The following is a 26,300-nucleotide window of genomic DNA, read 5'->3' as shown; positions in this document are numbered from 1 at the left end:
TTGTTTTTAGAGTTAGGCTGGATTCATGAGCCAGAGATCGGGAAGCCTACTAGCGTGGGCTGACAGGCTGGCGGCGCTTGCGTCGCTCGGGGATGAGACCCGGCGCCGTCTTTTCGAACACGTCAGATCATCGCCGTCGGCAGTGGGACGGGACGACGCTGCGGCTGCGCTCAGTCTCCCGAGAAGCACGGCCTCGTTTCACCTTGACCGGTTGGTGAGGGACGGCCTGCTGGCCGTTGAATTCAGGAAGCTCGGCGGCAGGGCCGGGCCGGGATCGGGCCGTCCGGCCAAGCTGTACCGCCCTGCACTCGACGAGGTCGGGGTGTCCGTCCCCGAACGGAGTTACGACCTCGCCGGGGAGCTCATGGCATCGGCGATTGAAGCGTCCATGGCAGGCGGCGGTTCCGTCCGGAAGGCGCTCGCGGACACCGCGTACGAGCGCGGGCGGTCTTCCGCGGGCGGCGGAGCATCACTCGAAGAACTGCTGACCGGCGTCGGGTACCGGCCCGCGCCCGACGGGGAGGGAGGACTCCTCCTCATGAACTGCCCCTTTCACCGGCTTGCGGACGGGCATGCGGACGTTGTCTGCGCGATGAACGGTGCATTCCTCAGCGGCGCCCTGGCGGCTTGCGGCATCCCTGAAGAGAACGTGGAAGAGGACCGCTCCGCGGGGCGTTGCTGTGCCAGGATCAGGCCGTCACAGGCTGGGCCGAACGCCGCCGGAGGCCGCTGAGCAGCACACCGGAGATCACGAGGATCCCGCCGAGTACCTGCGGGACGGTCACTGGCATCCCCAGCAGGAGCGTTAGGGCCGCCGTGAAGACCACCATCAGGTTGAGGTAATTCCCCGCAGCGGCAGGGCTTGTGCTCCTGAGGGCCAGGTTCCACAGCAGGTACGCGCCGAGTGAGGGGAAGATGACGATGTACGCCAGGGACCATCCTGCTGCGGCATCATCCGGAAGCGTGGCGCCGGCGGCCAGCGCCACGGGTGCAAGGGTCAGGCACGCCATGGAAACCTGGACTGCGGTGGCCGCAATTGCGGGCAGCCCCAGCCGTCTGGCGATGATCGTGTAGAAGGCCCAGACGATGATGGCTCCCAGCATCAGCAGCTCACCGACGTTGAAGGAAAGCCCGGCAATCTGCTGCAGATCGCCGGCAGTCAGCACCAGCAGCACACCGAACAGGCCCAGCGCGATGCCCAGCCAGGCCGCCGGACCAGGCCGGTCCCCCGGAAGAAACAGGGCAATCACCACGATAAGGGCCGGATTGGCTGCCGTGATCAGGGAAGCGTTCAATGCTGAGGTGTGCCCGAGGGCGCTGTAGAGCAGCAGGGTGTAGGTGCTCATCCCGAGAGCGCTGAGGAGCAGCAGGGCCGGCCACCGCTGCAGTACCGCGCGCCAGTCCGGCTTTTCCACCACCTGTGCCAACAGGAGCAGCGGAACGGCGGCAAAGGCCCAGCGCCAAAACGTGAGCTCAAGTGGCGTCACGGACTCGACAGCTGCCTGCCCAACGACAAAGTTTCCCGACCAGAACAGCGTGGCAAGGACGAGGCAGAGGGGCGCTTTCACCGCTCGAATGTACCGCAGCGCGCGGCCGAAGCAGGACCGGTGCTGCTGTGCCGCCCGCCCTGGACCCGGGTCAGGGAAGAGGCTCAGCCCGCAAGCAGGCCGGGGCGGCGCGCTAGAGTGCCACAGCTAGAATGAGAGCGTGCCTGCTTACCTGGACCACGCCGCCACCACGCCCATTGCCGCCGAGGCCTTGGCGGCGTTGACCCGCGAACTGGTGCGGACAGGCAACCCGTCGTCCCTGCATGGCGCCGGCCGCCGCGCGAGGCGTTCCGTTGAGGATGCGCGCGAAGTGATTGCCGCTGCCGCCGGGGCTCACCCGTCCGAAGTGATTTTCACTTCAGGGGGAACGGAAGCCGACAATCTCGCCGTCAAGGGTCTGTACTGGTCCCGGCGCGGGGAGAACGCGGGCAGGCGGCGGATCCTGTGCTCCGCCGTCGAACACCACGCCGTTCTGGACACCGTGGAATGGCTCGAACGCCACGAAGGCGCTGAGATCTCATGGCTGCCGGTCGATTCCGAGGGCGTCCTGGATCTGGAGGCCTTCGAGGCCGAACTCCTCCGTGACCCCGAATCGGTGGCTCTCGTGACGGTCATGTGGGCCAACAACGAAGTCGGCACCATCCAGCCGGTCCGGCGCGTCGTGGAGATTGCGCACGCCGCGGGGGTGCCCGTGCACTCGGACGCCGTGCAGGCATTCGGTTCCATTCCCGTGGACTTCAAGGCTTCCCGGCTCGATGCCATGTCCATCTCCGGCCACAAGATCGGCGGCCCGGTAGGTGTGGGCGCGCTTATTCTGGGGCGCGCCGTGAAGCTCACGCCGGTCCAGCATGGCGGTGGCCAGGAGCGGGACGTCCGGTCAGGCACGCTGGACACCGCGTCGATCGCTGCCTTTGCCGCCGCGGCCGACACTGCGGCAAAGAACCTGCCCTCGGAGGCCGGCAGGATCGCTGCCCTGCGGGACCGGCTGATCAACGGCGTCCTGGACGCTGTGCCTCAGGCTGTGCTCCGCGGGGCTACCGGGGCCGGCAGGTTGCCGGGTAACGCTCACTTCACCTTTCCCGGCTGCGAAGGCGACTCGCTGCTTTTCCTCCTTGACCTCGCCGGCGTGGAGTCCTCCACCGGCTCCGCCTGCACGGCTGGCGTTCCCCGTCCCTCCCATGTCCTGCTGGCCATGGGCCTGGATGAAGAGACCGCCCGCGGGGCCCAGCGGTTTACGCTTGGCCATCCGTCAACGGACGAAGACGTGGACGCGCTCCTGGCCGCCCTGCCCGAGGCATACGCCCGTGCCCGCCAAGCCGGGATGGCGGGCCACGAATCCTCCATCCAGACGGCCGGCACCGCGGCCCGCCGGGGCTCTGCCGCCGGCTGACGATTTAAGCCAGATTCCGGCCGGCGATACAATAGTGGGGCGAGCAGTGCAAGTTATCCGACACGCTGCTCCTGCACTTCTTCGGGGCCGCCCGCCGGCAGGCCCGCCACCAGTCCACAGAAAGCACACATGCGAGTTCTAGCAGCCATGAGCGGCGGAGTTGACTCCGCCGTCGCCGCCGCCCGCGCCGTCGAGGCGGGGCACGACGTCGTCGGGGTCCACCTGGCGCTGTCACGGATGCCGGGCACCCTCCGCACGGGAAGCCGCGGCTGCTGCACCATCGAGGATTCCCGCGACGCCTGGCGCGCCTGCGACGTTCTGGGCATCCCTTACTACGTGTGGGACTTCTCGGAGCGGTTCAAGGAAGACGTGGTCCAGGACTTCATCGACGAATACGCCGCCGGCCGCACGCCGAACCCGTGCATGCGGTGCAACGAGCGCATCAAGTTCGCCGCCCTGCTGGAAAAGGCCATCGCCCTCGGATTCGACGCCGTCTGCACCGGGCACTACGCGAAGGTGATCGAGGACGCGGACGGCAACCGCCAACTCCACCGTGCCGCCGACTGGGCCAAGGACCAGAGCTACGTGCTCGGTGTGCTGACGCATGAGCAGCTCAAGCACTCGATGTTCCCGCTGGCGGATACCCCCTCAAAGGCCGAGGTCCGGGCCGAAGCCGAGCGCCGCGGGCTGTCCGTGGCGAACAAGCCGGACAGCCACGACATCTGCTTCATCCCGGATGGTGACACCGCAGGGTGGCTCGCCGAGAAGATCGAGATGACCACAGGCGACATAGTCGACGAAACCGGATCCAAGGTAGGGGAGCACCCCGGGGCGAACGCCTTCACCGTAGGCCAGCGCCGCGGCCTGAAGCTCGGCCGGCCGGCCGCCGACGGAAAGCCCCGGTTCGTGCTCGAAATCCGGCCCAAGGAGAACAAAGTGGTGGTGGGCCCGGAAGCCCTCCTCGCCATTGACGAGATCCGCGGCATCAAGGTTTCCTGGGCCGGACTGCCCATCGCCGAGGTCGGCACCGGCGAGGACTTCGACTGCCACGCGCAGGTGCGCGCACACGGTGACCCCGTCCCTGCCAAGGCACGGGTAGGGCGTGTTGCTGATGACAGCGGCACCGGACGCGACCAGCTTGTAGTGACGCTGACTGATCCGCTCCGGGGTGTTGCTCCCGGCCAAACGGTCGTGCTGTACCAAGGTTCGCGGGTGCTCGGCCAGGCGACCATCGACGCGGCGCGTTCGCTGCAGCGCGCCGAACTCTAGGCACCTCCCACCCCAACTTCTGTTCAACGGCCGGCGGACCTTCCGCCGGCCGTTTTTGTGCTCCGGACCTTCCGGATATCCGCATTGGTGCCGCCTGATAAATTTTGTGTCTCGACTCACACAATGGACCGTTTCGCCCGGCAACCATCTGGTTGAATCAGAGGCATCAGGACCGCAGGTCGCCCGTTCACAAGCCAGAACGGGCAAACCGCGCATACTCATCGAACAGAAAGTTCAAGGATGACAATGAACAAGAAGGCCTTACGGAGCGCCATCGCGCTTGCAGGCGTTTCCGCTTTCGCACTGACCGCCTGCACCGGCCCGTCCGGCGGCGGCACATCCACCGGCGGCGCCGCCGGAGGGACCATCACCTACGGCACAACCGACAAGGTGGTAACCCTCGACCCGGCCGGATCCTACGACGCCGGGTCCTTCATGGTGATGAACCAGATCTACCCGTTCCTCCTGAACGCCAAGCCGGGAAGCGCTGACGCTTCTCCGGACATCGCGGAATCCGCCTCCTTCACAAGCCCCACGGAGTATACGGTCAAGCTCAAGCCGGGCCTAAAATTTGCGAACGGCCACGCTCTGACATCGTCGGACGTGAAATTCTCCATTGACCGCGTCGTCAAGATCGCAGACCCCAACGGCCCGGCTGCCCTGCTGGGCAACCTGAAGTCTGTGGAGGCCAAAGACGATTCCACAGTGGTCTTTACCCTCAAGGCAGGCAACGACCAGGTCTTCCCCGGCGTGCTGGCCGCCAACTCCGGACCGATCATCGACGAAGAGGTCTTCCCTGCGGACAAGGTCCTGGGCGACGACGACATCGTCAAGGGCCGGCCCTTTGCCGGCCCGTACACAATTGAGAGCTACAAGAAGAACGAGCTCGTCAGCCTGAAGGCCAACCCGGACTACCAGGGCCTGCTGGGTAAGCCCGCCAATGAGGGCGCCAACATCAAGTACTACGCCGATTCCAACAACCTGAAGCTGGACGTTCAGGAGGGCAACATCGACGTCGCCGGCCGCAGCCTGACAGCCACGGACGCGGCCGACCTCGAAAAGGACTCCAAGGTAAAGGTCCACAAGGGACCGGGCGGCGAGCTGCGCTACATCGTCTTCAACTTCGACACCATGCCCTTCGGTGCGAAGACCGCCAACGCTGATCCGAAGAAGGCGCTCGCCGTGCGCCAGGCGATGGCGCATATTGTGGACCGCGATGCCATCGCCACGCAGGTCTACAAGGGTACTTACCTGCCGGCCTACTCAGTGGTCCCCGACGGCTTCAACGGAGCCATCCAGCCGCTGAAGGAGCTGTACGGCGACGGCAACGGGAAGCCCAGCCTCGAGAAGGCCAAGAAAGCCTTTACGGACGCCGGAATTACGGGCGCAGTTAACATCAAGCTGCAGTACAACCCGGACCACTACGGCAAATCCTCGGGTGACGAATACGCCATGATCAAGGAACAGTTGGAGAAATCGGGCCTGTTCAAGGTGGACCTCCAGTCGACGGAATGGGTCACCTACTCGAAGGCCCGCACGGCTGACGCCTACCCCGTTTACCAGCTCGGCTGGTTCCCGGACTATTCCGACGCCGACAACTACCTCACGCCGTTCTTCGTTCCGGGCAACTTCCTGAAGAACCACTATGAAAACCCCGCAGTCACCGAGCTGGTCACGAAGCAGCTCACCACAGAGGACAAGGACGAACGCGAGAAGGTGTTGGGAGAGGCCCAGACCGCCGTCGCCAAGGACCTCTCCACGCTGCCGCTGCTGCAGGGGGCACAGCTGATGGTCGCCGGAGCCGACGTCAAGGGAGTCGAGCAGACCTTGGATGCCTCCTTCAAGACGCGCCTCGGTGTGATCTCCAAGTAGACGCCCCCGACAACAGGTCATGACCAGCCAGGAAGGCGGGGCGCCTAACCCGGCGTCCCGCCTTCCTGCTGGCGACGGAACAGCCGATTCCGGATCCCACAAGGCCACCGGAAATACAGAATCAGGCAAGTATGACAACTCTCATCGAGGCGCCGCCAAGCGACGCCGACGGGCTTTTGCCGTCAAAGAAAAAGAAGTCCGGCGGGGGACTGGGACAGTACATCCTGATCAGGTTCCTCCTGATCTTTCCCACCGTCTTCATCCTGGTCACCATGGTGTTCTTCCTGATGAGGATCACCGGAGATCCCATCACGGCGGCCCTCGGCGGCCGGCTTCCCCCCGATCAATTGCAGGAGCGCATCCACGCCGCCGGTTATGACCGGCCCGTGCTGGTGCAGTACTTCGAATACCTGGGCCAGCTTGTCGCCGGCAACTTCGGAACCACACTGTCGGACAACCGCAAAGTCACGGAAATGCTGGCCACCTACGGCGCAGCCACCCTGGAACTGACCTTCAACGCGCTGATCGTCGCGCTGGTGGTGGGCATCCCGTTTGGGATGATCGCCGCCCACCGGCGTGATCATCTTCCCGACGCCGTGCTGCGCGTTTTTGCCATCCTCTGCTACGCCACACCCGTGTTTTTCGCCGGACTCCTGCTGAAGCTGACCTTCTCGGTGTGGTTGGGCTGGCTCCCCGTCGCAGGACGGGCCAAAACCTCCAGTGAACTCGCCCTCACCGGACTTCAGGCACCCACGGGCATCTACTGGCTCGACGCGCTTCGAAGCGGCAACATGGCCGCCTTCGGCGACGTGATGGCGCACGCAGTCCTGCCCGCCATAGCACTGGGTCTGCTGACAGCGGGCATCTTCCTCAGGCTGGTGCGCACCAACGTCATTGGCACCCTCGGCCGGGACTACATCGAGGCCGGACGCTCCCGCGGTGTCAGCGAATTCCGGCTGGTCACCAAGCATGCCTACAAGCCCGCCCTGATCCCCATCATCACCGTGATGGGCCTGCAGATCGCTGTGCTGCTCGGCGGTGCCGTCCTTACCGAGATCACTTTCGAGTGGAAAGGGCTGGGGTTCCAGCTGGCTAACTACCTGACAGCCCGTGACTTTGTGGCCGTCCAAGGCATCGTGGTGCTGCTGGCCGTCATCGTCGCCGTCACCAACTTCATCGTGGACATCCTCGCCGCGCTGATCGATCCCCGTGTGAGGTACTGACATGAGCACCCATCCTCCAATTGAAGCGACCGTGGACCACAGGGCCCCGCTGTTCAGGCGGCTGCCCGTCATTTCCCACTTCAACAAAAGCGTCGGGCTCCAGCGGGGCATGCTCGTCGTCGGCCTCGTCCTGACCGGAACTTTCCTGCTGGCGGCCGTCTTCGCCCCCCTCCTTGCCCCTTATGGCTTCGCCCAGCTCTCCGACGCCGACGGCAGCTTTCCCACCCAGCAGCCGCCGGGCGGAAAGCATCCCCTGGGCACGACCGTAGGCGGCTACGACGTCCTCTCCCGGGTCATCTGGGGTTCCCAGACGGCAGTCCTCGTGATCATCGTGGCCGTGGCGCTGTCCATCTTTGCCGGCGTCATCCTTGGCCTGGTGAGCGGCTACGTCGGCGGCTGGCTCGACCGGATCCTCGTGGTGGTAGCGGACGCGATTTACGCCTTTCCTTCACTGCTGGTGGCAATCGTCATGGCCATCGTCATCAGCGGCGGCCAGTCCAGCCTCATCGGCGGCGTGCTCGCGGCCGCCATCTCCATCACGGTGGTGTTCATTCCGCAGTACTTTCGGGTCATCAGGGCGGAAACCATCAGGCTCAAGGCAGAACCCTTCGTCGAATCGGCGAAGGTGGTAGGGGCCTCCAGCATCCGGATCATGGGCAGGCACATTTACCGGAACGCCACCCGGACCCTTCCGCTGATTTTCACCCTGAATGCGTCCGAGGCAATCCTGACCCTCGCCGGCCTCGGTTTCCTGGGCTTCGGCATTGAACCGTCGTCCGCCGCCGAATGGGGCTTTGACCTCAACAAGGCGCTGGCGGACACCACCTCCGGAATCTGGTGGACCGGCGTGTTCCCGGGCCTGGCCATCGTCTGGACCGTGCTGGGCCTCACCCTGGTGGGGGAGAGCATCAATGACCTGAACGATCCGCGGCTTCGCGGCCGCAAGCGCGCCGGAAACAAGGGTGGACCGGACTCCACCGCGGCTGCCCAGGCAGCCATCGCAGCAGAAGTGAGAGGATCATGACCATCAACCCACGCCCGGTTCCAGACCACCGCGGGGCCGGCGCCGGGCCTGTGCTGGACATCGACCATCTCAAGGTCACGTTCGCCACTGACGCCGGCGACGTCCACGCAGTCCGAGACGTAAGCCTGGAAGTGAAGGCAGGGGAAGTACTTGCTATCGTGGGCGAATCAGGCTCTGGCAAAACCGTCACCGCCAAGACGATACTGGGCCTGCTGCCTGAAACTGCCATCAGTTCCGGCACCGTGCTGATCAATGGCAACGATGTCATCAGCGTCAGCGCTGCGAAGCTCCGCCAGATCAGGGGTCGCGACGTGGCCATGGTCTTCCAGGAGCCTTCCACGGCGCTGAATCCCGTATTTACTGTCGGGTGGCAGATCGCCGAGGGGATCCGTGCCCACGCACGGGGTGCCCGCGGCAAGCGGGTAACCGCGAAGGAAGCGAAAGTCAGGGCCATCGAGGCCCTGCGCAAAGTGGGCATTCCGGATCCGGAAACCCGCGTCAACTATTACCCCCACCAGTTCTCCGGCGGGCAGAAGCAGCGCGTGGTTATCGCCGCCGCGCTTGCACTGAACCCGGGACTGATCGTGGCGGACGAACCCACCACCGCTCTCGACGTCACCGTGCAGGCGGAGATCCTCGAGCTCCTGCGGGACCTGAGGGACAAATACGGGACGTCCATCGTGCTGATCACGCACAACATGGGTGTAGTGGCCGACCTCGCAGACCGCGTGGTCGTCATGTACCGGGGCGACGTCGTGGAGGAAGCCCCGGCTACGTCCCTCTTCGCGGAACCGCGGCAGGACTACACCAGGAAGCTGCTGGCCGCCGTGCCGCACCTGGGCAGGCATTCGGCTTCGGAAGGTATGACAGAACGGGCCCACCAGGGCGGCAAGGTATTGGTGGAAGCCAGAGGCCTCACGATCGAGTACCCGGGCAGGCTGGGCAGTCCTGCCTTCAAGGCCGTGGACGGCGTGAGCTTTACGGTATCCGAGGGCGAGGTGTTCGGACTCGTGGGCGAGTCAGGTTCCGGCAAGACCACCATCGGCCGTGCCATAGCCGGACTCAACCGGACCACAGGCGGCAGCCTGAAGGTGCTGGGCTACGAGATGCTGAACTTCAGGGAACGGACCTTCAAACCGTCCCGGAAGGACATCGGTTTCGTGTTCCAGGACCCGGCAGCATCCTTCAACCCCCAACTGACCATCGGCGACTGCGTCGCTGAACCGCTGGTCATCCACACGAACCCTTCGCCGGCCGAGGCGCGCAAGCGCGTGGGCGAGCTGCTTGAATCAGTCCAGCTGCCGGCGTCGTACGCTGACCGCTATCCGCACGAGCTGTCCGGGGGGCAGCGCCAAAGGGCCTCGCTTGCCCGCGCCCTGATCCTGAACCCGAGCCTGCTGATCGCGGATGAACCGACGTCGGCCCTGGACGTTTCGGTGCAGGCGAAAGTGCTGGACCTGTTCAAGGAAATCCAGCAGGAATTCGGGTTTGCAGCACTCTTCATCAGCCACGACCTCGCAGTGGTGGACATGCTGGCGCACTGGGTCGGGGTGCTGTACAAGGGCAAACTCGTGGAGCAGGGGATCGGCCACCACGTGATGGGTGCGCCGCAGCACGACTACACCAAGCGGCTCATCGCCTCGCTCCCGGTGCCCGACCCCGCGGAACAGGCGCGGCGCAGGGAAGATCACCGGGCACTACTGGGAATCTGAGCCAGGGAGCAATGCCCAGGCCAGGGCGCCCACCCTCGCAGCAGAAGGGTGGGTGCCCGCTGGCGCCCGCTGGTGCCGGGACGTGGCTGGGCGCTACGCGGAAACCACCTTGATATTGAATGCCTTGTTGTTGCTCTGGCTCATGAAGATCCGCAGCCACAGCGGAAGCCACATCTCCATTCCGCGTGCCGCATCCAGCCCGCCCAGGTCCCTGATGTGCTCCGACCGCCAGCCGAACTCAGCCAGCAGCCTCCGCACGACGTCCTTGGCTTCCGCGTCATCACCGGCCAGGAAGACGTCGTGATCGCCGCCGGCCAGTTGTTCCGGAGCCACCATCACATCCGCGCGCATCGTGTTCAGCGCCTTAACCACCCTGGCAGCGGGGAACGCCCGCTGGATCGTTTCCGCCAGGCTGTCTGTATTCGCTATGGAGAGCGACGGCGGGAAGCCAGCCGTATGGTCCAGCGGATTGGCGACGTCAACAAGCACCTTGCCTTGCAGGTTCCTGGTGCCCGCTGCAGCAAGCACCTCCAGGGACACGGCCCCCGGCGTTGCATTGATGACCACTTCGCCGTCGGCTGCTGCATCCGCAAAAGTGGCCGCTTTGGCCTGCGGTCCAGCCCCGGCTGCCCATCGGGTGGCCGCCTCGTTGGTCGCGCTCCGGGACCCCATGGTGACGCTGTGCCCTATCGCCACCAGTTTTCCCGCCAGGGTCCTGCCCGCCACGCCGGTACCAAGAACTGCGATCCTCATGTCGAACCTCCGTCACCGATGGGCAGCAAAACAGTTAAATTGTCCGTCTAAACCGTCCATCCAGATGGTCCCGGGGTCCTGGGCGGTTGCGGACACTTAACACCCGGGGAGTTTCCGGCCGTGCCCATAGACTGGAGTCATGACCGAGCTAAACCATGATCTGCCTGACACCGAATCCTACGATCCCGCCGCGAGTTCGCTGGCAGGGCACGTGGATCCTGCAGTGATGGCGGAACTGCTGTCGATCCGGTCCAGCATCGACAACATCGATGCGACCCTCGTTTACCTCCTTGCGGAACGGTTCAAGGCCACGCAGAAAGTCGGCTTCCTGAAGGCCGCACACCGCCTTCCCGCCGGCGACCCCGGCCGCGAAACGGCCCAGATCGCCCGGCTCCGGCGGCTCGCCGAAGACGCCCAGCTCGACCCCGCGTTCGCGGAAAAGTTCCTGAACTTCATCATCGGCGAAGTGATCCGCCACCACGAGGCCATCGCCGAGGACCACAACTCGTCCGGCCGGGGCCCAGCTGGCCGGAACAGCGGTACAGGAGCCCAGGGCGGCGGGCCGTCCAGCCCGGCCCCCGGTCCGTCCGCGGCCCTCAACGCTTAAGCCGTGGTTGCAGGAGACAAGCCGCAGCAGGGCGAGGTAACAGCCACAGCACTGGGACCATGGCCAGGGCAGGATCCGGTGGAAGCCGCCCGCATCATCCGGGGTGAACTCGGCAGGCCCCACCTGCCGTACCTGGCGGAGCTGCCTGCCCGGGGAGTGGGGTCCGATGCCATAGGGCGGACGGCGTCCCTGCTCGTTGAGATGGCTGTTGACGTCCAGCCCCACGGCTGGCGCATTGTGGACCGTCCGGGCCGCGACCTCCTCCGGGCCAAGTCCGCGCTGTCCACGGACATCAACGTCTTGGCCGATGTTGCAGGCGCAGAGGAAAACCCCGCCCCGCAGTTCAAGATCCAGATGCGGGGCCCCCTGAGCCTGGCCGCGGGCCTCCACCTGCACAACGGGGAGCGCGCCCTCATTGACTACGGGGCCCGGCGCGATATCGCCGCGTCCCTCGCTGCCGGCGTCGGCGAGTATCTGGCCCGGGTGGCAGTCGCTGTACCAGGGGCCGAACTCGTGGTTCAGCTTGACGAACCGGATATAGCATCTGTGCTTGCTGGCACCATCCCCACGTCCAGCGGATACCGGACACTGCGCTCAGTCCCGGGCCAGGAAGTGACGGAACACTGGCACGTGGTCATCGATGCCCTCCGGGCAGCCGGGGCGGCCGAGATCATCATTTCCGTACCCGAGATCGAGGCGCCGTTTGATCGGATTCTTGCCGCCGGAGCCGACGGCGTAGCCGTTCCCCTGAAGGCGCTCACCTCGCGCCAGTGGGAGCAGCTGGCTGAGGCCGTAGAAAGCGGCAAGCGGCTCTGGGCAGGCGCTTTGGCGGTGGACCAGCCGTCTGATCTCCTGGCTGAACGGGCCAAGGCCCACACGGTTGCCGAAGCCGTGTGGCGGCCCTGGCGGCAAGTCGGATTGCCGGCGGAAGCACTCGCTGGGCTCAGGGTTACCCCCGCCGGGGGCCTCGAAGGGTTTACGCCCTCGGACGCTACCGCTGTACTGACACGGCTGACCCACTCCGCCGACGCACTCAACCAGCTGGCGCTGGGCTGAAGCCAGCGCTGGGCGGTACGGGCTCCCAAGGAAGCAGACGAAGAGTACCGCCGTCAGCTGCGCCGCTCCCAGCGGTGCGGCGCCGCGTACGGCGGCAGGAAACCCGGCGTCGAACGGCCTCCCGGGTACGGTTCCAGGCGATAGTCGAAGCTGCCGGCGTACACCAGAACCAAGCCGATCTGCGGCTGGATCACTTTCACCTGGATTCGGTGACGGCCATGGTCTCCGTCCGCGGCGTCCCACCATTGTTCCGCGTAAGCCTTGGCATCGAGCGCCGCCGGCAGAGGCAGGCGCAGCGGCCCCAGGAAGAGCCGTGACGCTTCGGAGACTCCGCGCAGCCTGCCCACCGGCGTTGCACTCAGGTTCAGCTCCGTGACGAGGCGGCGGTATTTGCCTACATAGTCCACGAGCCGTGCCTGGCTGTTGGAACCGGCGGGTGCCGCCTCCGCTGCGCGACCCGTGCCGGGATTCTCCGCGCCGGCATCCTCCGCAACGCTGGTGGTGTCCTGGAAGATCCGCGTGGACCCGGGGAAGAAAATCTCCCGGCGGGCGGTGAGGCTGGAGCGTCCGAACGGGTCCAGATGCGCATGGTTTTCGATTCGAAACGGCACGCGTTCGCCATACTCGGGGAAAAAGGCCTGCTCTCCTGCTGTCAGGCGGAGCAGCGGGCGCAGCCAGGATTGCCGGCAGCCGACAACATCGAAAGTACCCTCGCCCACGCCGTACGTACCGGAGCCCGGTGCGAGCGAAAAGTAGTCCTGCAGTTCCGGCTGCAGCCGGGTGAACTGTGCGCCCATCGCCTGTTTGTAAATCGGCACCGTCATTGAATCCTCCTGATGGGCTGGCCTGTCATGGTGATCCTAACGGGCTGCCCCCGGGACTCCGGCGAATGGCAGAGTGCAGAAAGCAATTTGAAGGCGGCACGGCGCCGCCATGCCGGGAATTGCCGTCAATAAGACAAAGCAACAGCAATAAGGGAATATATAACTATGAAGGCACGCATTCTGGTAGTTGACGATGACGAGGCGCTCGCGGAGATGATCGGCATTGTCCTGCGCAACGACGGTTTTGAACCCGTCTTTTGTGCGGACGGCGGACAGGCTCTGGACGTGTTTCGTTCGTCGAAGCCGGATCTCGTCCTGCTGGACCTGATGCTCCCAGGGACCGACGGCATCGAGGTATGCCGGCAGATTCGCTCGGAGTCCGATGTGCCCATCGTCATGCTGACCGCCAAGTCGGATACGTCCGACGTAGTCCGTGGCCTGGAATCCGGCGCCGATGACTACGTGCCCAAACCCTTCAAGCCGGCCGAACTGGTCGCCCGCGTACGGGCCAGGCTTCGGCCCGGCGACCAGAAGGCACCAGAGACGCTGCGCATCGCGGACATCACCATCGACGTCGCCGGCCACGCCGTGAACCGCGGCAACGAGCGGATCTCCCTGACCCCGCTGGAGTTTGACCTGCTCGTGGCCCTGGCGCGTAAACCGTGGCAAGTGTTCACCCGCGAATTGCTGCTGGAGCAGGTCTGGGGCTACCGCCACGCAGCAGACACCCGGCTGGTCAACGTCCATGTCCAGCGTCTGAGGTCCAAGATAGAACGTGATCCGGAAGCCCCGGAAGTAGTATTGACGGTTCGTGGTGTCGGTTATAAAGCAGGTTCCTGAGCATCAGGGCCAGAACTCCTCTGAGGCCCCTAAAGGGCCTGTGACCGCTGCCCCGGAAACCCCTCAGGACCCGGAAACGCAGGCGAACCCGGATATGCAGCAGACTTCGGAAACGCGGGAGCGCCCGGCCACGCAAAGTGGCTCCGAAGCGCAGCAGGGAGCCGGCAAAGAGCAGGGTGCCGGCGCGCAGCGCACCTCCGACAGTAAGCGCGCCTCCGGCAGCCCCTCAGGAGCCAGTGCACGGCCCGTGCCGGAACACACCGACGCCATCGCTTCCGTATTCGCGGGCCTGGCGCACCGGACCCGCATCTGGCGGCGCCGCGCCCTGATTGTTTCGCTGCGCGTCCTGCGGCTTGTGCGCGCCGGGCTGGACAAGGTCTTCCCCGGCATCCGGTACCTGCTGTACTCCCTCCAGCGCAGGTGGCGCCGCTCCCTGCAGTTCCGGACGGTCCTGACCACACTGCTGCTGTCGATGAGTTCGTTTGCGATCGTCGGGGCGTACCTGTCCAACCAGATCGCCAACAACCTCTTCCAGGAACGGCTGACCCAGGCCGAATCCGAGACCAGGTTCAATGTTAAGCAGGTGCAGGACACCTTCGACGGCGCCCAGGTCACCGACCAGTCGAGTGTGATCACCCTGGTCTATGACACGCTGAATGCGGTCGAGGGCAGGGGATCGGTGATCCAGCGCCGTTACGTCTTTGAGGCGATGCCTGAACAGACCAAGCCACGGAACCGCTGGGTCGAGTCGCGGGCGTCCGACCAGCTGACCATCAGTGTCATTCCGAAAGAGCTCCGCTCCTCTGTCCAGGATTCCGGCAAGGAGCAGTTCTGGGCATCCATGGAATTCCCCGTAGGTACTGAGGACCGTCCCGGGATCGCGGTGGGAAACAAGGTGACGTTCAACGGCACCGTTTACGAGCTCTACCTGATCTACGACCTGAACACAGCCCAGCAAACCCTGGACGAGATCCAAAACGTCCTCTGGGCGGGCGGCGCCGCGCTGATCATCATGATCGGCGGCATTGCCTGGTACGTCACCCGTAACGTCGTCAGCCCGGTCAGTCACGCTGCCGTTGTGTCCGAGAAGCTCGCCGCCGGGCAGTTGCAGGAGCGCATGGTGGTCAAGGGCGAGGACGAAGTGGCACGCCTGGGGGCGTCCTTCAACCACATGGCGGCCAGCCTCCAAGAGCAGATCACCCAGCTCGCCACGCTGTCCCAGATGCAGCAGCGCTTCGTCTCCGACGTTTCCCATGAGCTTCGCACGCCGCTGACCACTGTCCGCATGGCAGCGGAAGTGCTGTACGACGCCCGTGAAGAGTTCGACCCCATCAACAAGAGGTCGGCCGAGTTGCTGTACAACCAGGTTGAGCGGTTCCAGTCCCTGCTGGCGGACCTCCTTGAGATCTCCCGGTTCGACGCCGGCGTCGCCATGCTGGACGCTGAACCCACGGACATTGTGCAGCTGATAACGCATGTCATGGAGGGCGCGGCTCCGGTAGCCGAGGAATACGGCTCGCCGGTCACACTCAATGCGCCCGAAGGAAGCATCGTGGTGGAAGTAGACTCCCGGCGTATTGACAGGATCCTCAGAAACCTCGTGCTCAACGCCTTGGAACACGGGGAAGGTAGACCGGTCAACATCTCGGTGGCCTCCAATGAAACGGCTGTGGCCATCACCGTCCGTGACCACGGCATCGGCATGACACCGGCTGAAGCCGCACGAGTCTTCGACCGCTTCTGGCGTGCTGACCCGGCCCGGGCAAGAACCACAGGAGGCAGCGGCCTCGGCCTGTCCATCGCCACCGAGGACACCAAGCTGCACAACGGCTGGCTCCAGGCCTGGGGCACCAAGGGCGAGGGCTCCAACTTCCGGCTCACGCTGCCGCTCAAGCAGGGCGGCACCATCACGAAGGCCCCGCTTCAGCTCGAGCCAGGGGATGTCGGCTTGCCTGGTGGCCGCGAGCACACCGTCCTTGTGCTGGGTGACAATGCGCTGCCCGCTGACAATGGGGTGAAAGCTGGCAACTCCGGTCCGGGCGGCAATGCCGTTCCGGACGACAATGGCGTTCCCGGTGCTGCCCATGAAGCTGTGGGGGCACACGAAACTGCAACTGCCCGCGATGCTGCAACTGCACATGAAACCGGGGCCACACAGGAAACCGCGGCGACGGGGGACAGGCCATGAGGCACACGAGGCCGGGTGCCATCGCGGCGGCGATCGTCGCAGTCGTGCTTTTGTTCGTCGCCTCCTGTGCACAGATTCCCCGCTCGGGGCCGGTGGGGAAGAGCACCGACGAGAGCGCAGGGAACCCCAACGCCCCGGTGTTCTTTCCTGTGGCGCCACGCACCGGGGCCAGTCCCGAAGCGGTCATCGAGGACTTCTATCTCGCTGGAAGCGGCTATGAGGATGACTATGCCGTGGCGCGCCAGTACCTCACGCAGGCTTCATCGGTTGCCTGGAAGCCGGACCAGCGGACGCTGGTCTTCCGCTCCGAACGTGTGGTCAAGACCGGCGTCGAGGGTGTCTTCAACTATGAACTCGATGTTGCCTATTCTGTGGATGCCGACGGCGTGGCCACCCAGATGCCGGAAGGAACCAAGGAGAGCATCCCCGTCACCCTGGTCCAGGTCGACGGGGAATGGCGGATCTCCAAGCTCCCCGACGGGACGGCCATTCCGGAAGAAACGTTCAAGGTCATTTACGGCGCCTATCCGATCTACTTCTACGATCCCACGTTCACCTACGCCGTTCCGGATGTGCGCTGGTTCATCAAGAAGAAGACCGTCAAGTCAATGACGAGTGCCCTGCTGGCCGGGCCGGCTCCTTACCTCAAGGGTGCCGTGGTCAGTGCCTTCCCGTCCGGGATGAAGCTGGCGCGCGAGTCCGTGCCCGTCGTCTCCGGAGCCGCGCAGGTGGATCTGTCCGCCAAGGAGCTCACGGAAGCCTCCACCGAGGACCGGCTGCGGATGCAGACCCAGCTGGCCCTCACGTTCCGCAGCCAGCCCGACGTTATCAACGTGGAGCTGAGAGCCGACCAGGACCTGGTGCGGGTTGAGGACAACGGATCGGTGCTGCCGCCGGTCCAGAACAGGAATGTTCCGGCGCGCCAGATCGCCGTCCACAAGAATGAGCTCGTGCGGTACGAGAACAACAGGATTTCGCCGCTGCCGGACATGCAGTCCGTCGCCGGCCTGAAGCCCCGTTTGCCTGCCGAATCGCCCGTATCGCAATCGGTGGCTTTTCTGGGGGCCGGCCGGGGCACCCTCTATTCCCTGGTTCCCGGGCAGCCTCCGCGTGCACTGATCACGAGGAGCTCGCTGACCCACCCCTCCTTCGGCCTGCGTGACTGGGTTTGGACGGCGGGACCCGGAGCGCAGGGAGTCACCGAGGTCTCCGCTTTTCGTCCCACCGGCATAGCGCCTGGCGCCACGGTGCCATCGGTGACGCTGACGCCGTCGTGGCTTGCCGGACGAACCGTCAAGGATTTCCGGGTTTCCCGCGAGGGTGTCAGGGCACTGGTCATTTCCGAACAGAACGGATCAACGCGGGTTCAGGTGGCCGGGATCATCCGAAGTGCCGACGGCACGCCAAAGGAACTGACGGCGCCGATCACGCTCCAAGCCAGCGGCAGCCCCGACCAGGGTGTCTGGGTCAACGACACGACTGTGGCGGTTATGAGGGGTGCAGCGTCCGCCAATGTCGCTCCGGAGCTGATCTCCCTGGCCTCGACGCAACCGCAGAAGCTGGCGCCGTGGTCCGGCCTCGTGGCACTCAGTGCCGGTAACGGACCTGAAGAAATTTATGCGCAGTCGGCGGACGGCATCTTCCAGAGGCTGGGCAACGGCTGGTCGCCGCAGCTCAAGGGACCAACGGATCCGTCTTTCCCCGGCTGACCCGGTGTCATGGCGGAGTCCCAATCTATAACTAGATAACCCCCGGTTTCTCCACATAAGCCGGCTTCTCCACATAACCCCGGCGGCTCCTTCTCAGGGTGATGACCTCTGCGGGATGCTTGCGGCGTGAAGTCACCCCGTCCGGAACCCGTCGGCGGGGGGCCGCGTGTCCCGGCTGCTGGCGAGGACCCGGACCTGCATCCCCAGCCACTGAGGGCCGCGAAACACCGCCGTGAACATGCGCGGGCGTGGCTGCGGGCGGTCGATGTGGTGGCCGGTGCGCTGTCGGAAGTCATGGCGCTGGCCGTACCTGTTGAATGCGTCTGCTGCGGCAAGGAGGACAGGGCCATCTGCGCCGGTTGCGAGCGTCAGGTCCGGCTCCTGACGAGGCGGCCCTTCCGGGCGGAGTCCGCAGCTCCGGCCTTGATGGGCAGTGACGGCTCCGTCCTGCTTCCCGTGGTGGCGGCAGGGATTAACCGCGAGGAACTCGCGCAGTCGGTCCTTTCCTTCAAACGGCACGGCCAGGGCCCGCTCGGCGCCGCGCTGGCCAAGGCGCTGGGGAAAGCCGTTCTCGCGGCCACCGGCACGGGTGGCAGCGAGATCTGGCTCGTGCCTGTGCCCAGCAGCGGCGGCGCCTACCGGAAACGGGGGTTCAGTCCGGTGCACCTTCTGCTCACCCGCCTCCGGCACGACCGCGCGCTCGGCGGCATGAAGTGCCACGATGTGCTGCGGAAGGTCCGGGCCCCCTCGATGGCTGGAGGCGGCGTTCCGGGGGGCCAGAAAGGGCTTGGACGAGGGGACCGCGTGCGCCGGGTCCGCGGTTCCATGCGCGCAGTCCGGAGAGCAGGCCCGGCCGGGCTTGCCGGGCGTCCCTGCATCATCATCGACGATGTCCTCACCACGGGCTCGACACTCGCGGAGGCTGCCCGGGCGCTGCACCAGGCGGGGGCAGTCGTGCGCGGCGCCGTCGTTTTAGCTGCCACCCGCGCACCCGACGCCGCGCCTCCTGAGGCCCCGCCCGGGAGCGCCAGCCGGCTACCTGAGACATAGAAAAAAATAAACTGCGAAAGGATGAATAACTCGTTGCTATGAACTAACGTCGGATATGGGTACCAAGATCAGTTGTACCTTTCGATAGCGGCTCGGAAAGGGGCTCGACTGTCATCAGATCGTCCCCGGAAGTGCCGCCGTCGTGTCACCGAAGTCATTTGGAGGGCACCATGGAGTTCATGATCAGCGGACGAAATCTGACGGTCTCGGACCGATTCCGCGAATACGCCGGCGAGAAGATCTCGAAGATCGAATCGCTTGGGGACAAGGTCCAGAGGGTCGACGCAAAGGTTTCGAAGGAAACAAATGCACGGCAGACCGGTGACCAGCTCACAGTGGAAGTGACAGTCCTGGGCCGAGGCCCCGTGATCCGTGCCGAAGCAAGCGCCGCAGACAAGTTCGCCGCGTTCGACCTCGCCTACAACAAGCTGCTCGAGCGGCTCCGCAGGGCGAAGGACCGCAAGAAGGTCCATCACGGGCGGCACACGCCCAAGGCAGTGCGCGAGGCAACCGCAACCCTGGAGCCGGCGAGCTCCAACCAGCCGATCTACGTAGAAGCGAGCAACCACACCCAGCCTGCTCCGGAACCAGCTGAAAAGTCGCCGTACGACGTCGACAATGACATTCCTGCCGGAGATTCTCCGGTTCTCATCCGCCGCAAAGTTTTCCCGGCTACCTCCCTCTCTCTGGACGACGCCGTGGACAATATGGAACTGATTGGGCACGATTTCTATCTCTTCGTGGACAAGGACACGAACGCGCCCTCTGTTGTGTACCGACGCCGGGGCTGGACGTATGGCGTCATCACCCTGGACCACTACTGCGAGCCCGGCGAGAACACGTACGAGGAGAAAATCCTCGCCTACCGCTCCAATGATGCGGCAGCGACCGCCTAGGATGGAGCCCTTACCAGGAAAGGGCTGACATGGGCACAGCGCTGAGCCTGTCACAGGCCCGGCGGATCGCCCTGGCAGCCCAGGGACTGGACAAAGGACGGCCCGCCGGACCTGTGACTTCACGGACGGTGGGCCGGACCTTTGCCCGCATCCAGCTCGTTCAGATCGACTCGGTCAATGTCCTCGCACGGAGCCACTTCCTGCCATTCTTCTCCCGCCTCGGGAACTACGACCGCGCCATTCTGCAGCAGATGGCAGGCCGCCATCCGAGGCGGATGCTGGAGTATTGGGCCCATGAGGCAAGCTTCATACGCCCCGAGCATTTCCAGGACCTGGTTGCGTGGCAGAAACGCGCCTGGGTGGGAGCTTCAGCCATGGACCCCGCCCTGCGCGCCGGTGTGACCGGCCTGATACTCGACGCCCTGGCCCCGGGTAAACCGCTGACGGCCGCCGAACTGACAGCCGTCATCGGCCACGTGGAAGACCGTAAACACGTCAACTGGGGCTGGAACTGGAATGCGGTAAAGCGCGTCCTGGAACACCTGTTTGAAGAAGGCGCCGTCTCATGTGCGTCCCGGACGGACCAGTTCGAACGCCGGTACGCGCTGCTGAAAGATGTTCTGCCCGACCCAGCCCTGACCGCGGAGCCGGAACCCCAGGCAGCCCTGGACCGGCTCATCGAAGCGGCGGCCCGGGCCCATGGAATCGGTACCGTGCGGTGCTTTGCCGACTACTTCCGGACACCGATCAAAGCCGCAGCCGTATCCGTCCAGAATCTCGTGGACAGCGGCCGGCTCGAGCCGGTCTCAGTCCGGGGCTGGGACCGGAAACTGTTCCGCCACGCCGATGCCCGGCTGCCGAGGGCTGCAACAGGCAGGGCGCTGCTCAGCCCGTTCGATTCCTTGGTCTTCGAACGCCGCAGGCTGGAGGAGCTTTTCGGCTTCCGCTACAGGATTGAGATTTACACCCCCGCACCCAAACGCCGCTTCGGCTACTACGTTTTGCCGTTCCTGCTGCGGGACCGCCTCGTGGCCAGGGTCGACCTGAAGGCTGACCGTGCCGGAAGCAAGCTCCTGGCCAAGGCGTGCTTCGGTGAGCCGGACGCCCCGGTGGACACCGCCGTCGAACTCGCCGCCGAGCTGCAGCTGATGGCCCGGTGGCTGGAACTGGACGAGGTGGTGGTGTCCCCGGCAGGGGACCTTGCCGCAGATGTCCGGGCAGCAATCCGGGGTGGAGGAGGGCAGTATCCGCTCTGAGGGAACAGGGCTACGTGCTTTGCGTCTCTCCCGTAGACTGAACACGCCAGAATTTCGGCAGTATGAGACTGGGAGCAACTTTACGTGGCATCACTAATCGAAAAACTTCTCCGCACGGGTGACAAAAAAACCCTGAAGCAACTGCGGAACTATGCCGATTCCATCAATGCCCTTGAAGACTCGTTTAAGACATTCACCGATGCTGAGCTGCGCGAGGAGACCGACCGCCTGCGGCAACAGCATCTCGACGGCGAAAAACTGGACGATCTCCTGCCCGAGGCTTTCGCTGCTGTCCGCGAGGCCTCTTCCCGCACCCTCGGTCTGCGCCACTTCGATGTCCAGCTCATGGGTGGGGCCGCCCTCCACCTGGGCAATATCGCCGAAATGAAAACCGGTGAAGGAAAAACGCTGGTGGCCACCGCTCCTGCCTACCTGAACGCACTGGCCGGTCAAGGCGTGCACGTTGTCACGGTCAACGACTACTTGGCCGAATACCAGTCTGAGCTCATGGGCCGCGTTTACCGCTTCCTCGGACTCACCAGCGGCTGCATCCTCGCCAACCAGGACCCCGCAGTGCGGCGCCAGCAGTACGCGGCGGACATCACCTACGGAACCAACAACGAATTCGGCTTCGATTACCTGCGCGACAACATGGCGTGGGACAAATCGGAGCTGGTCCAGCGGGGCCACCATTTTGCGATCGTTGACGAAGTGGACTCCATCCTCATCGACGAGGCGCGTACCCCGCTCATCATTTCCGGTCCCGCCCAGGGCGACACCAACAGGTGGTACAGCGAATTCGCCAAGGTGGTGCTCCGGCTGCAGCCGGAAAAGGATTATGAGGTCGACGAAAAGAAGCGCACCGTCGGCGTCCTCGAAAGCGGCATTGAAAAGGTCGAGGACTACCTCGGGATCCAGAACCTCTACGAATCTGCCAATACCCCGCTGATCGGCTTCCTCAACAACGCCATCAAGGCAAAGGAACTGTTCAAGCGCGACAAGGACTACGTGATCCTCGACGGCGAGGTCCTCATCGTCGACGAGCACACCGGCCGTATCCTGGCTGGCCGCCGCTACAACGAGGGCATGCACCAGGCCATCGAAGCCAAGGAAGGCGTCGAGATCAAGGCCGAAAACCAGACGCTTGCCACCGTGACGCTGCAGAACTACTTCCGCATGTACGGAAAGCTCTCGGGCATGACCGGCACGGCGGAGACCGAAGCTGCCGAATTCATGGGCACCTACAAGCTGGGCGTGGTTGCCATCCCGACCAACCGGGACATGCAGCGCCTCGACCGGCCCGACCTCGTCTACAAGAACGAGGTGGTCAAATTCGACGCCGTCGTCAAGGACATCACCGAGCGCCACGAGAAAGGCCAGCCCGTCCTGGTCGGCACCACCAGCGTGGAGAAGAGCGAGTATCTTTCGCGGCTGCTGGCCAAGGAAGGCATCCGGCACGAGGTGCTGAACGCCAAGAACCACGCGCGGGAAGCAGCCATCGTTGCCCAGGCCGGCCGCAAGGGCGCAGTGACTGTTGCCACGAACATGGCCGGCCGCGGCACCGACATCATGCTCGGTGGCAACGCAGAATTCACGGCCATTGCCGAACTCGCCAAGCAGGGGCTGGATCCGGAGGAGAACTCCGAGGAGTACGAGGCCGCGTGGCCGCAGGCCCTGGCCGCCGCCAAGCAGGCGGTCAAGGAAGAGCACGAGGAAGTCCTCAACCTGGGCGGGCTCTACGTCCTGGGCACCGAGCGGCACGAGTCCCGCCGGATCGACAACCAGCTGCGCGGCCGCTCCGGCCGCCAGGGCGACCCCGGCGAATCCCGCTTCTACCTCTCGCTCACTGACGACCTCATGCGGTTGTTCAACTCCGGAGCGGCCGAGCGCCTGATGAACAGCTCGGTACCCGATGACGTGGCACTGGAATCCAAGCTCGTCTCCCGCGCCATCGCCTCGGCCCAGGGCCAGGTGGAAGGCCGCAATGCCGAACAGCGCAAGAACGTCCTGAAGTACGACGACGTCCTCAACCGTCAGCGTGAAGCCATCTACGGTGACCGCCGCCGGATTCTGGAGGGCGATGACCTGCACGAAAAGGTCCAGTTCTTCCTCGAGGACACCATCAATGCCCTCATCGATGAAGCCACTGCTGAAGGCAACGGCGACGACTGGGACTTCGACCAGCTGTGGACGAACCTCAAGACGCTCTACCCCGTCACGGTGACACCGCACGATGTGATCGACGAGGCGGGCGGAAAGTCACGCATCACGGTCGAGTTCCTCAGGGAAGAAATCCTTTCCGACGCCCGGCTGGTGTACCAGGCCCGCGAGGAAGCCATCGGCTCCGAAAGCATGCGTGAGCTGGAGCGGCGCGTTGTCCTTTCCGTCATCGGGCGGAAGTGGCAGGAGCACCTGTACGAGATGGACTACCTCAAGGAGGGAATCGGGCTTCGCGCCATGGCGCAGCGCGATCCGCTGGTCGAATACCAGCGTGAGGGCTTCATCCTGTTCCAGGCCATGATGGAGGCCATCCGCGAGGAGAGCGTCGGCTTCCTCTTCAACCTTGAGGTCGAGGTGACCCCCGCGGAGGACGTCGTAGTGGCTGACGCTGCCGGTGGCCACACCGAGCATCACGAGCCGCAGATCCGCGCCGCCGGGCTGGAAGCACCGGAAAAGCCCGCGCAGCTGCAGTACACCGCCCCCGCAGAAGGCGGCGGCACGCAGACCCGCGTCGAGGGCCGGGCTGCGGGACGGTCAGGAAACCCTGCCAAGGCAGCCACGCAGAGCCGCCGGGACCAGAACCGCCGGGACGGCAAGAAGAAGCGCTAAAGCCAGACCCCCACTGATAGGGCTAGGACCCTGACAGGACCAGGGGCTGACGCGATAAAGGCAATGGCAGGACTCTGATGAAGGACCCGGGCGGACGGCCCGGGTCCTTCATTCATTCTTGTCAGCTGTGCTGTTCATCCGATTTCCAGCGCCGTGACCCGCCAGACCTGCTTGCTTCGTTCTAGCCGCACCGCGACGGCGCGCGCCCGCAGCTCGTCGAGGACGACGGCGCTTGCCTCGTAGATATCGGGTGTCACTTCGCATGCGCGGACCGACCGAACAGCGGGGTTCCGGTGCAGCCCTCCGAGCTTCCTGGGAGCACGGACGGCTTCCCGCCGCGTCAAAAAGGCCCGATGCTGCAGTGCTGTGAGGCACCTCTGATCCAGCCGCCGCGCCAGCTGATTAATCGGCCTGGTTCCGGCGAGGACTTCGATGGCCGCCTGGACGGTGGAGCGGGTGATGGCGCAGACTTCCTTCATCTCGTCACTTTTATCTCCACTGCCGCCTTTATCTCCATTGCCGCCGCCCGGAGCGGAAGGGGCGGCTTGGCGCGCTGTGGTGCCCGCGCTCCGGACTGAGATTGCTGTGGTCATGATTCGATCCTCTGGTCGGGTGGAGCTGCGGTTATGGAGTTTCGGACACGCCTCGACATGCTTGACAGTTTGCAAGCGCGAGTGGAAGAACGGGATGCGGGCAGGCTCAGGGAGCCTTGAGGATCTGGCCGGGAAGGAGGGTATCGGGGTTACTGCCGATGACCGCTCTGTTGTTTTCGAACCAGCGGGGCCATTCCAGGGCAACGTCGACGTCGGATGCCTCAGGACCAAGATGCCTGGCGGCGATCGTCCACAAGGTGTCACCTGACCTGACGACCAATTCCTGGCAGGCCTGCGGTTCACGTGCAGCCCTGAGCTGCGCGGACACCACAGGTCCGGGTGCTGCGGCCGGTGGCGGAGGCTGCCATTGCGGCTGCAGATCCGAATGACCCGGCAGCTGCTGGACTGTAGAGCCGGCATGCCGGTCGGCACTGCGGGGGTTCCCCTCGCCGCCTGGCTGTTGCGCGGGCTCGGGCCGGGGCATACCTTCGACTGGGGTCCAGGCGGCAGCGACGGCAACAGAGCCGTGACCGAGTCCGCCTGGCACGGGCCGGCTGTCCGCTTGGGCCAGTGGTGCGCCAATGAGCTGGACTCCCAGGATGGCGAGAGCCAGACGCCGCATAAACGCGGGGCTGAACCGGCCGCTCGCAGCAGCGGCGCGCCGCCGGCCCGCCCTTTCAAACATGGCCGCCGCCAAGGCAGCTGCGAAGCACAACACCCACCAGACCACGATGAGCAGGCCAGCTGCTACGGCAACGGCGCCCAGAAGATCCTCGAAGGACAACGACTGTCTTTGTAAGGCTGAACGCTGCCAGCGGTCCACGAGACCCGTCCCGGCGACCGTAAGAAAACAACCAAGCCCAAGGATGAGGGATGCCATCGCTGCATCTGCTCTGACCGGCCGGGAAGGGATTGTACGCATGACAGCCCGTCTTTCTTGGTCTCTTTGATGCTGTTTGATGCAGTTTGATAAGGTTTAACTGCTTTGAGCCAGTTTCACTCAGTCGAACGCCCTTTGTCCATAGAACCTGGGAGTTGGTTTTGATTGACCTCAACCTCGGCGTTGCCTACGCTGGCGCCATGCGATGGAACGCCCTGTTTGAAGACATGGAAGCGCAGTTGGCGGAAGCGGAGACTTTGGTTTTTGAGTCGGAGGTGTCTGAACGCTCGCGTGCTGATGCGGCGTCCATCGGATTGGCCGACCGGCTCAGAGGCTCACTGGGCGGGCCTATCGGCGTCCATCTCGTGTCAGGCTCGACTTTCACGGGGATCCTCAGCCATGTGGGTGCAGAAAGCCTTGTTGTCGATGAGGTTGCCCACCAGGTGTTGGTGCCGTATGCCGCCGTATCCCATTACAGCGGAATCGGCCGCATTGCTGTGTGGGAGTCCTCGGCCCTGCGGTCGAAAGTCGGACTGGCAAGCGCCCTGCGGGGCCTCGCCCGCGACAGGGCACCGCTGACGGTTCTGTTGGCCAAGGGGGAGTCGGGCGAACAGCGGCTGCCCGGGGTCATCGACAGGGTAGGGAGTGACTTTTTTGACCTGGCTGTGACGCCGCCTGGGGAGGCCCGCCGCGCATCCGGCATCCTGGATGTCGCAACGGTACCTTTCGGCGCTTTGCGCGCACTGCGTTCTTTGCGTTCAGGGGAGCTTTAGCCGGCTGGA

Annotated in this window: 22 protein-coding genes; 17 read left to right on the top strand and 5 right to left on the bottom strand. The window is 64.7% G+C overall.

What is annotated here, in order from left to right:
- The first annotated feature begins 25 nt into the window (after window positions 1-25).
- Window positions 26-733 carry a helix-turn-helix transcriptional regulator gene (locus tag ACIP9X_RS05940; RefSeq protein ID WP_400478804.1) on the top strand — a complete coding sequence of 236 codons (708 nt, stop codon included), beginning with the start codon at window positions 26-28 and terminating at the stop codon, window positions 731-733.
- Here the strand turns inward: ACIP9X_RS05940 and ACIP9X_RS05935 are convergent.
- Window positions 690-1,568, bottom strand: a complete 879-nt coding sequence (locus tag ACIP9X_RS05935; RefSeq protein WP_400478803.1) for a DMT family transporter — start codon at window positions 1,566-1,568, stop codon at window positions 690-692. The two genes, ACIP9X_RS05940 and ACIP9X_RS05935, sit on opposite strands and share 44 nt — an antisense overlap.
- A 139-nt stretch (window positions 1,569-1,707) precedes the next feature.
- Between ACIP9X_RS05935 and ACIP9X_RS05930 the strand changes: the two genes are divergently transcribed.
- From ACIP9X_RS05930 to ACIP9X_RS05905, 6 genes are all read left to right on the top strand, one after another.
- On the top strand, window positions 1,708-2,937 hold the full coding sequence (locus ACIP9X_RS05930; RefSeq protein WP_400478802.1) for a cysteine desulfurase family protein: 1,230 nt from the start codon (window positions 1,708-1,710) through the stop codon (window positions 2,935-2,937).
- A gap of 129 nt (window positions 2,938-3,066) precedes the next feature.
- A complete protein-coding gene (mnmA, locus tag ACIP9X_RS05925) occupies window positions 3,067-4,206 on the top strand; it encodes a tRNA 2-thiouridine(34) synthase MnmA (protein WP_400478801.1) in 1,140 nt (379 codons plus the stop codon).
- A 240-nt stretch (window positions 4,207-4,446) separates the two neighbouring features.
- Window positions 4,447-6,078, top strand: coding sequence for an ABC transporter substrate-binding protein (locus tag ACIP9X_RS05920; RefSeq protein ID WP_400478800.1), 1,632 nt, complete (start codon window positions 4,447-4,449; stop codon window positions 6,076-6,078).
- 131 nt (window positions 6,079-6,209) lie between these two features.
- Window positions 6,210-7,301, top strand: a complete 1,092-nt coding sequence (locus ACIP9X_RS05915; RefSeq protein ID WP_400478799.1) for an ABC transporter permease — start codon at window positions 6,210-6,212, stop codon at window positions 7,299-7,301.
- Between the two features lies 1 nt (window position 7,302).
- Window positions 7,303-8,325 carry an ABC transporter permease gene (locus tag ACIP9X_RS05910; RefSeq protein WP_400478798.1) on the top strand — a complete coding sequence of 341 codons (1,023 nt, stop codon included), beginning with the start codon at window positions 7,303-7,305 and terminating at the stop codon, window positions 8,323-8,325.
- Entirely contained in the window at window positions 8,322-10,037 is a 1,716-nt protein-coding gene (locus tag ACIP9X_RS05905; protein WP_400478797.1) for an ABC transporter ATP-binding protein, read from the top strand. Before ACIP9X_RS05910 ends, ACIP9X_RS05905 begins: the two co-directional genes overlap by 4 nt.
- Before the next feature lie 93 nt (window positions 10,038-10,130).
- Here the strand turns inward: ACIP9X_RS05905 and ACIP9X_RS05900 are convergent, their stop codons facing one another.
- Complete coding sequence (locus tag ACIP9X_RS05900; protein ID WP_400478796.1) at window positions 10,131-10,790, bottom strand: NADPH-dependent F420 reductase; 660 nt, start codon at window positions 10,788-10,790, stop codon at window positions 10,131-10,133.
- A gap of 139 nt (window positions 10,791-10,929) precedes the next feature.
- On the opposite strand from ACIP9X_RS05900, the gene ACIP9X_RS05895 reads away from it, so the two are divergent.
- Both ACIP9X_RS05895 and ACIP9X_RS05890 read left to right on the top strand, forming a co-directional pair.
- Complete coding sequence (locus ACIP9X_RS05895; protein WP_400478795.1) at window positions 10,930-11,397, top strand: chorismate mutase; 468 nt, start codon at window positions 10,930-10,932, stop codon at window positions 11,395-11,397.
- Window positions 11,398-11,400: 3 nt separating this feature from the next.
- Window positions 11,401-12,453, top strand: coding sequence for a hypothetical protein (locus ACIP9X_RS05890; RefSeq protein WP_400478794.1), 1,053 nt, complete (start codon window positions 11,401-11,403; stop codon window positions 12,451-12,453).
- 53 nt (window positions 12,454-12,506) lie between these two features.
- Here the strand turns inward: ACIP9X_RS05890 and ACIP9X_RS05885 are convergent, their stop codons facing one another.
- Window positions 12,507-13,277 (bottom strand): DUF4166 domain-containing protein, encoded by a 771-nt coding sequence (locus ACIP9X_RS05885; RefSeq protein WP_400478793.1) that lies wholly within the window; start codon window positions 13,275-13,277, stop codon window positions 12,507-12,509.
- A 165-nt stretch (window positions 13,278-13,442) separates the two neighbouring features.
- Between ACIP9X_RS05885 and mtrA the strand changes: the two genes are divergently transcribed.
- The 7 genes from mtrA to secA all read left to right on the top strand — a co-directional run bounded on the left by mtrA (window position 13,443) and on the right by secA (window position 24,045).
- A complete protein-coding gene (gene mtrA, locus ACIP9X_RS05880; protein WP_400478792.1) occupies window positions 13,443-14,117 on the top strand; it encodes an MtrAB system response regulator MtrA in 675 nt (224 codons plus the stop codon).
- A gap of 94 nt (window positions 14,118-14,211) precedes the next feature.
- The gene (gene mtrB, locus ACIP9X_RS05875; RefSeq protein WP_400478791.1) at window positions 14,212-16,305 is read left to right on the top strand and encodes an MtrAB system histidine kinase MtrB; all 2,094 of its coding nucleotides are present in this window, start codon (window positions 14,212-14,214) and stop codon (window positions 16,303-16,305) included.
- The gene (locus tag ACIP9X_RS05870; RefSeq protein WP_400478790.1) at window positions 16,302-18,014 is read left to right on the top strand and encodes an LpqB family beta-propeller domain-containing protein; all 1,713 of its coding nucleotides are present in this window, start codon (window positions 16,302-16,304) and stop codon (window positions 18,012-18,014) included. Before mtrB ends, ACIP9X_RS05870 begins: the two co-directional genes overlap by 4 nt.
- 126 nt (window positions 18,015-18,140) lie before the next feature.
- Entirely contained in the window at window positions 18,141-19,064 is a 924-nt protein-coding gene (locus ACIP9X_RS05865; protein WP_400478789.1) for a ComF family protein, read from the top strand.
- A 170-nt stretch (window positions 19,065-19,234) separates the two neighbouring features.
- On the top strand, window positions 19,235-19,960 hold the full coding sequence (gene hpf, locus ACIP9X_RS05860; protein ID WP_400478788.1) for a ribosome hibernation-promoting factor, HPF/YfiA family: 726 nt from the start codon (window positions 19,235-19,237) through the stop codon (window positions 19,958-19,960).
- A gap of 29 nt (window positions 19,961-19,989) precedes the next feature.
- Window positions 19,990-21,216 carry a winged helix-turn-helix domain-containing protein gene (locus ACIP9X_RS05855; RefSeq protein ID WP_400478787.1) on the top strand — a complete coding sequence of 409 codons (1,227 nt, stop codon included), beginning with the start codon at window positions 19,990-19,992 and terminating at the stop codon, window positions 21,214-21,216.
- Window positions 21,217-21,300: 84 nt separating this feature from the next.
- The gene (gene secA / locus ACIP9X_RS05850; RefSeq protein ID WP_400478786.1) at window positions 21,301-24,045 is read left to right on the top strand and encodes a preprotein translocase subunit SecA; all 2,745 of its coding nucleotides are present in this window, start codon (window positions 21,301-21,303) and stop codon (window positions 24,043-24,045) included.
- A 134-nt stretch (window positions 24,046-24,179) separates the two neighbouring features.
- Here secA and ACIP9X_RS05845 read toward each other — a convergent pair whose 3' ends face one another.
- Together ACIP9X_RS05845 and ACIP9X_RS05840 are read right to left on the bottom strand one after the other, a co-directional pair.
- Complete coding sequence (locus ACIP9X_RS05845; RefSeq protein WP_400478785.1) at window positions 24,180-24,638, bottom strand: Rv3235 family protein; 459 nt, start codon at window positions 24,636-24,638, stop codon at window positions 24,180-24,182.
- A 106-nt stretch (window positions 24,639-24,744) separates the two neighbouring features.
- On the bottom strand, window positions 24,745-25,422 hold the full coding sequence (locus ACIP9X_RS05840; protein ID WP_400478784.1) for a LysM peptidoglycan-binding domain-containing protein: 678 nt from the start codon (window positions 25,420-25,422) through the stop codon (window positions 24,745-24,747).
- Between the two features lie 257 nt (window positions 25,423-25,679).
- Here ACIP9X_RS05840 and ACIP9X_RS05835 point away from each other — a divergent pair, with 257 nt between their 5' ends.
- Window positions 25,680-26,291 (top strand): hypothetical protein, encoded by a 612-nt coding sequence (locus ACIP9X_RS05835; RefSeq protein ID WP_400478783.1) that lies wholly within the window; start codon window positions 25,680-25,682, stop codon window positions 26,289-26,291.
- The last annotated feature ends 9 nt before the right edge of the window (window positions 26,292-26,300 follow it).

It is taken from the genome of Arthrobacter sp. NPDC093125, assembly GCF_044754225.1.
In the GTDB taxonomy this organism is placed as follows: domain Bacteria; phylum Actinomycetota; class Actinomycetes; order Actinomycetales; family Micrococcaceae; genus Arthrobacter.
The sequence above is the reverse complement of the archived record's forward strand: the minus strand, read 5'-3'. Positions and strand labels throughout refer to the sequence as shown.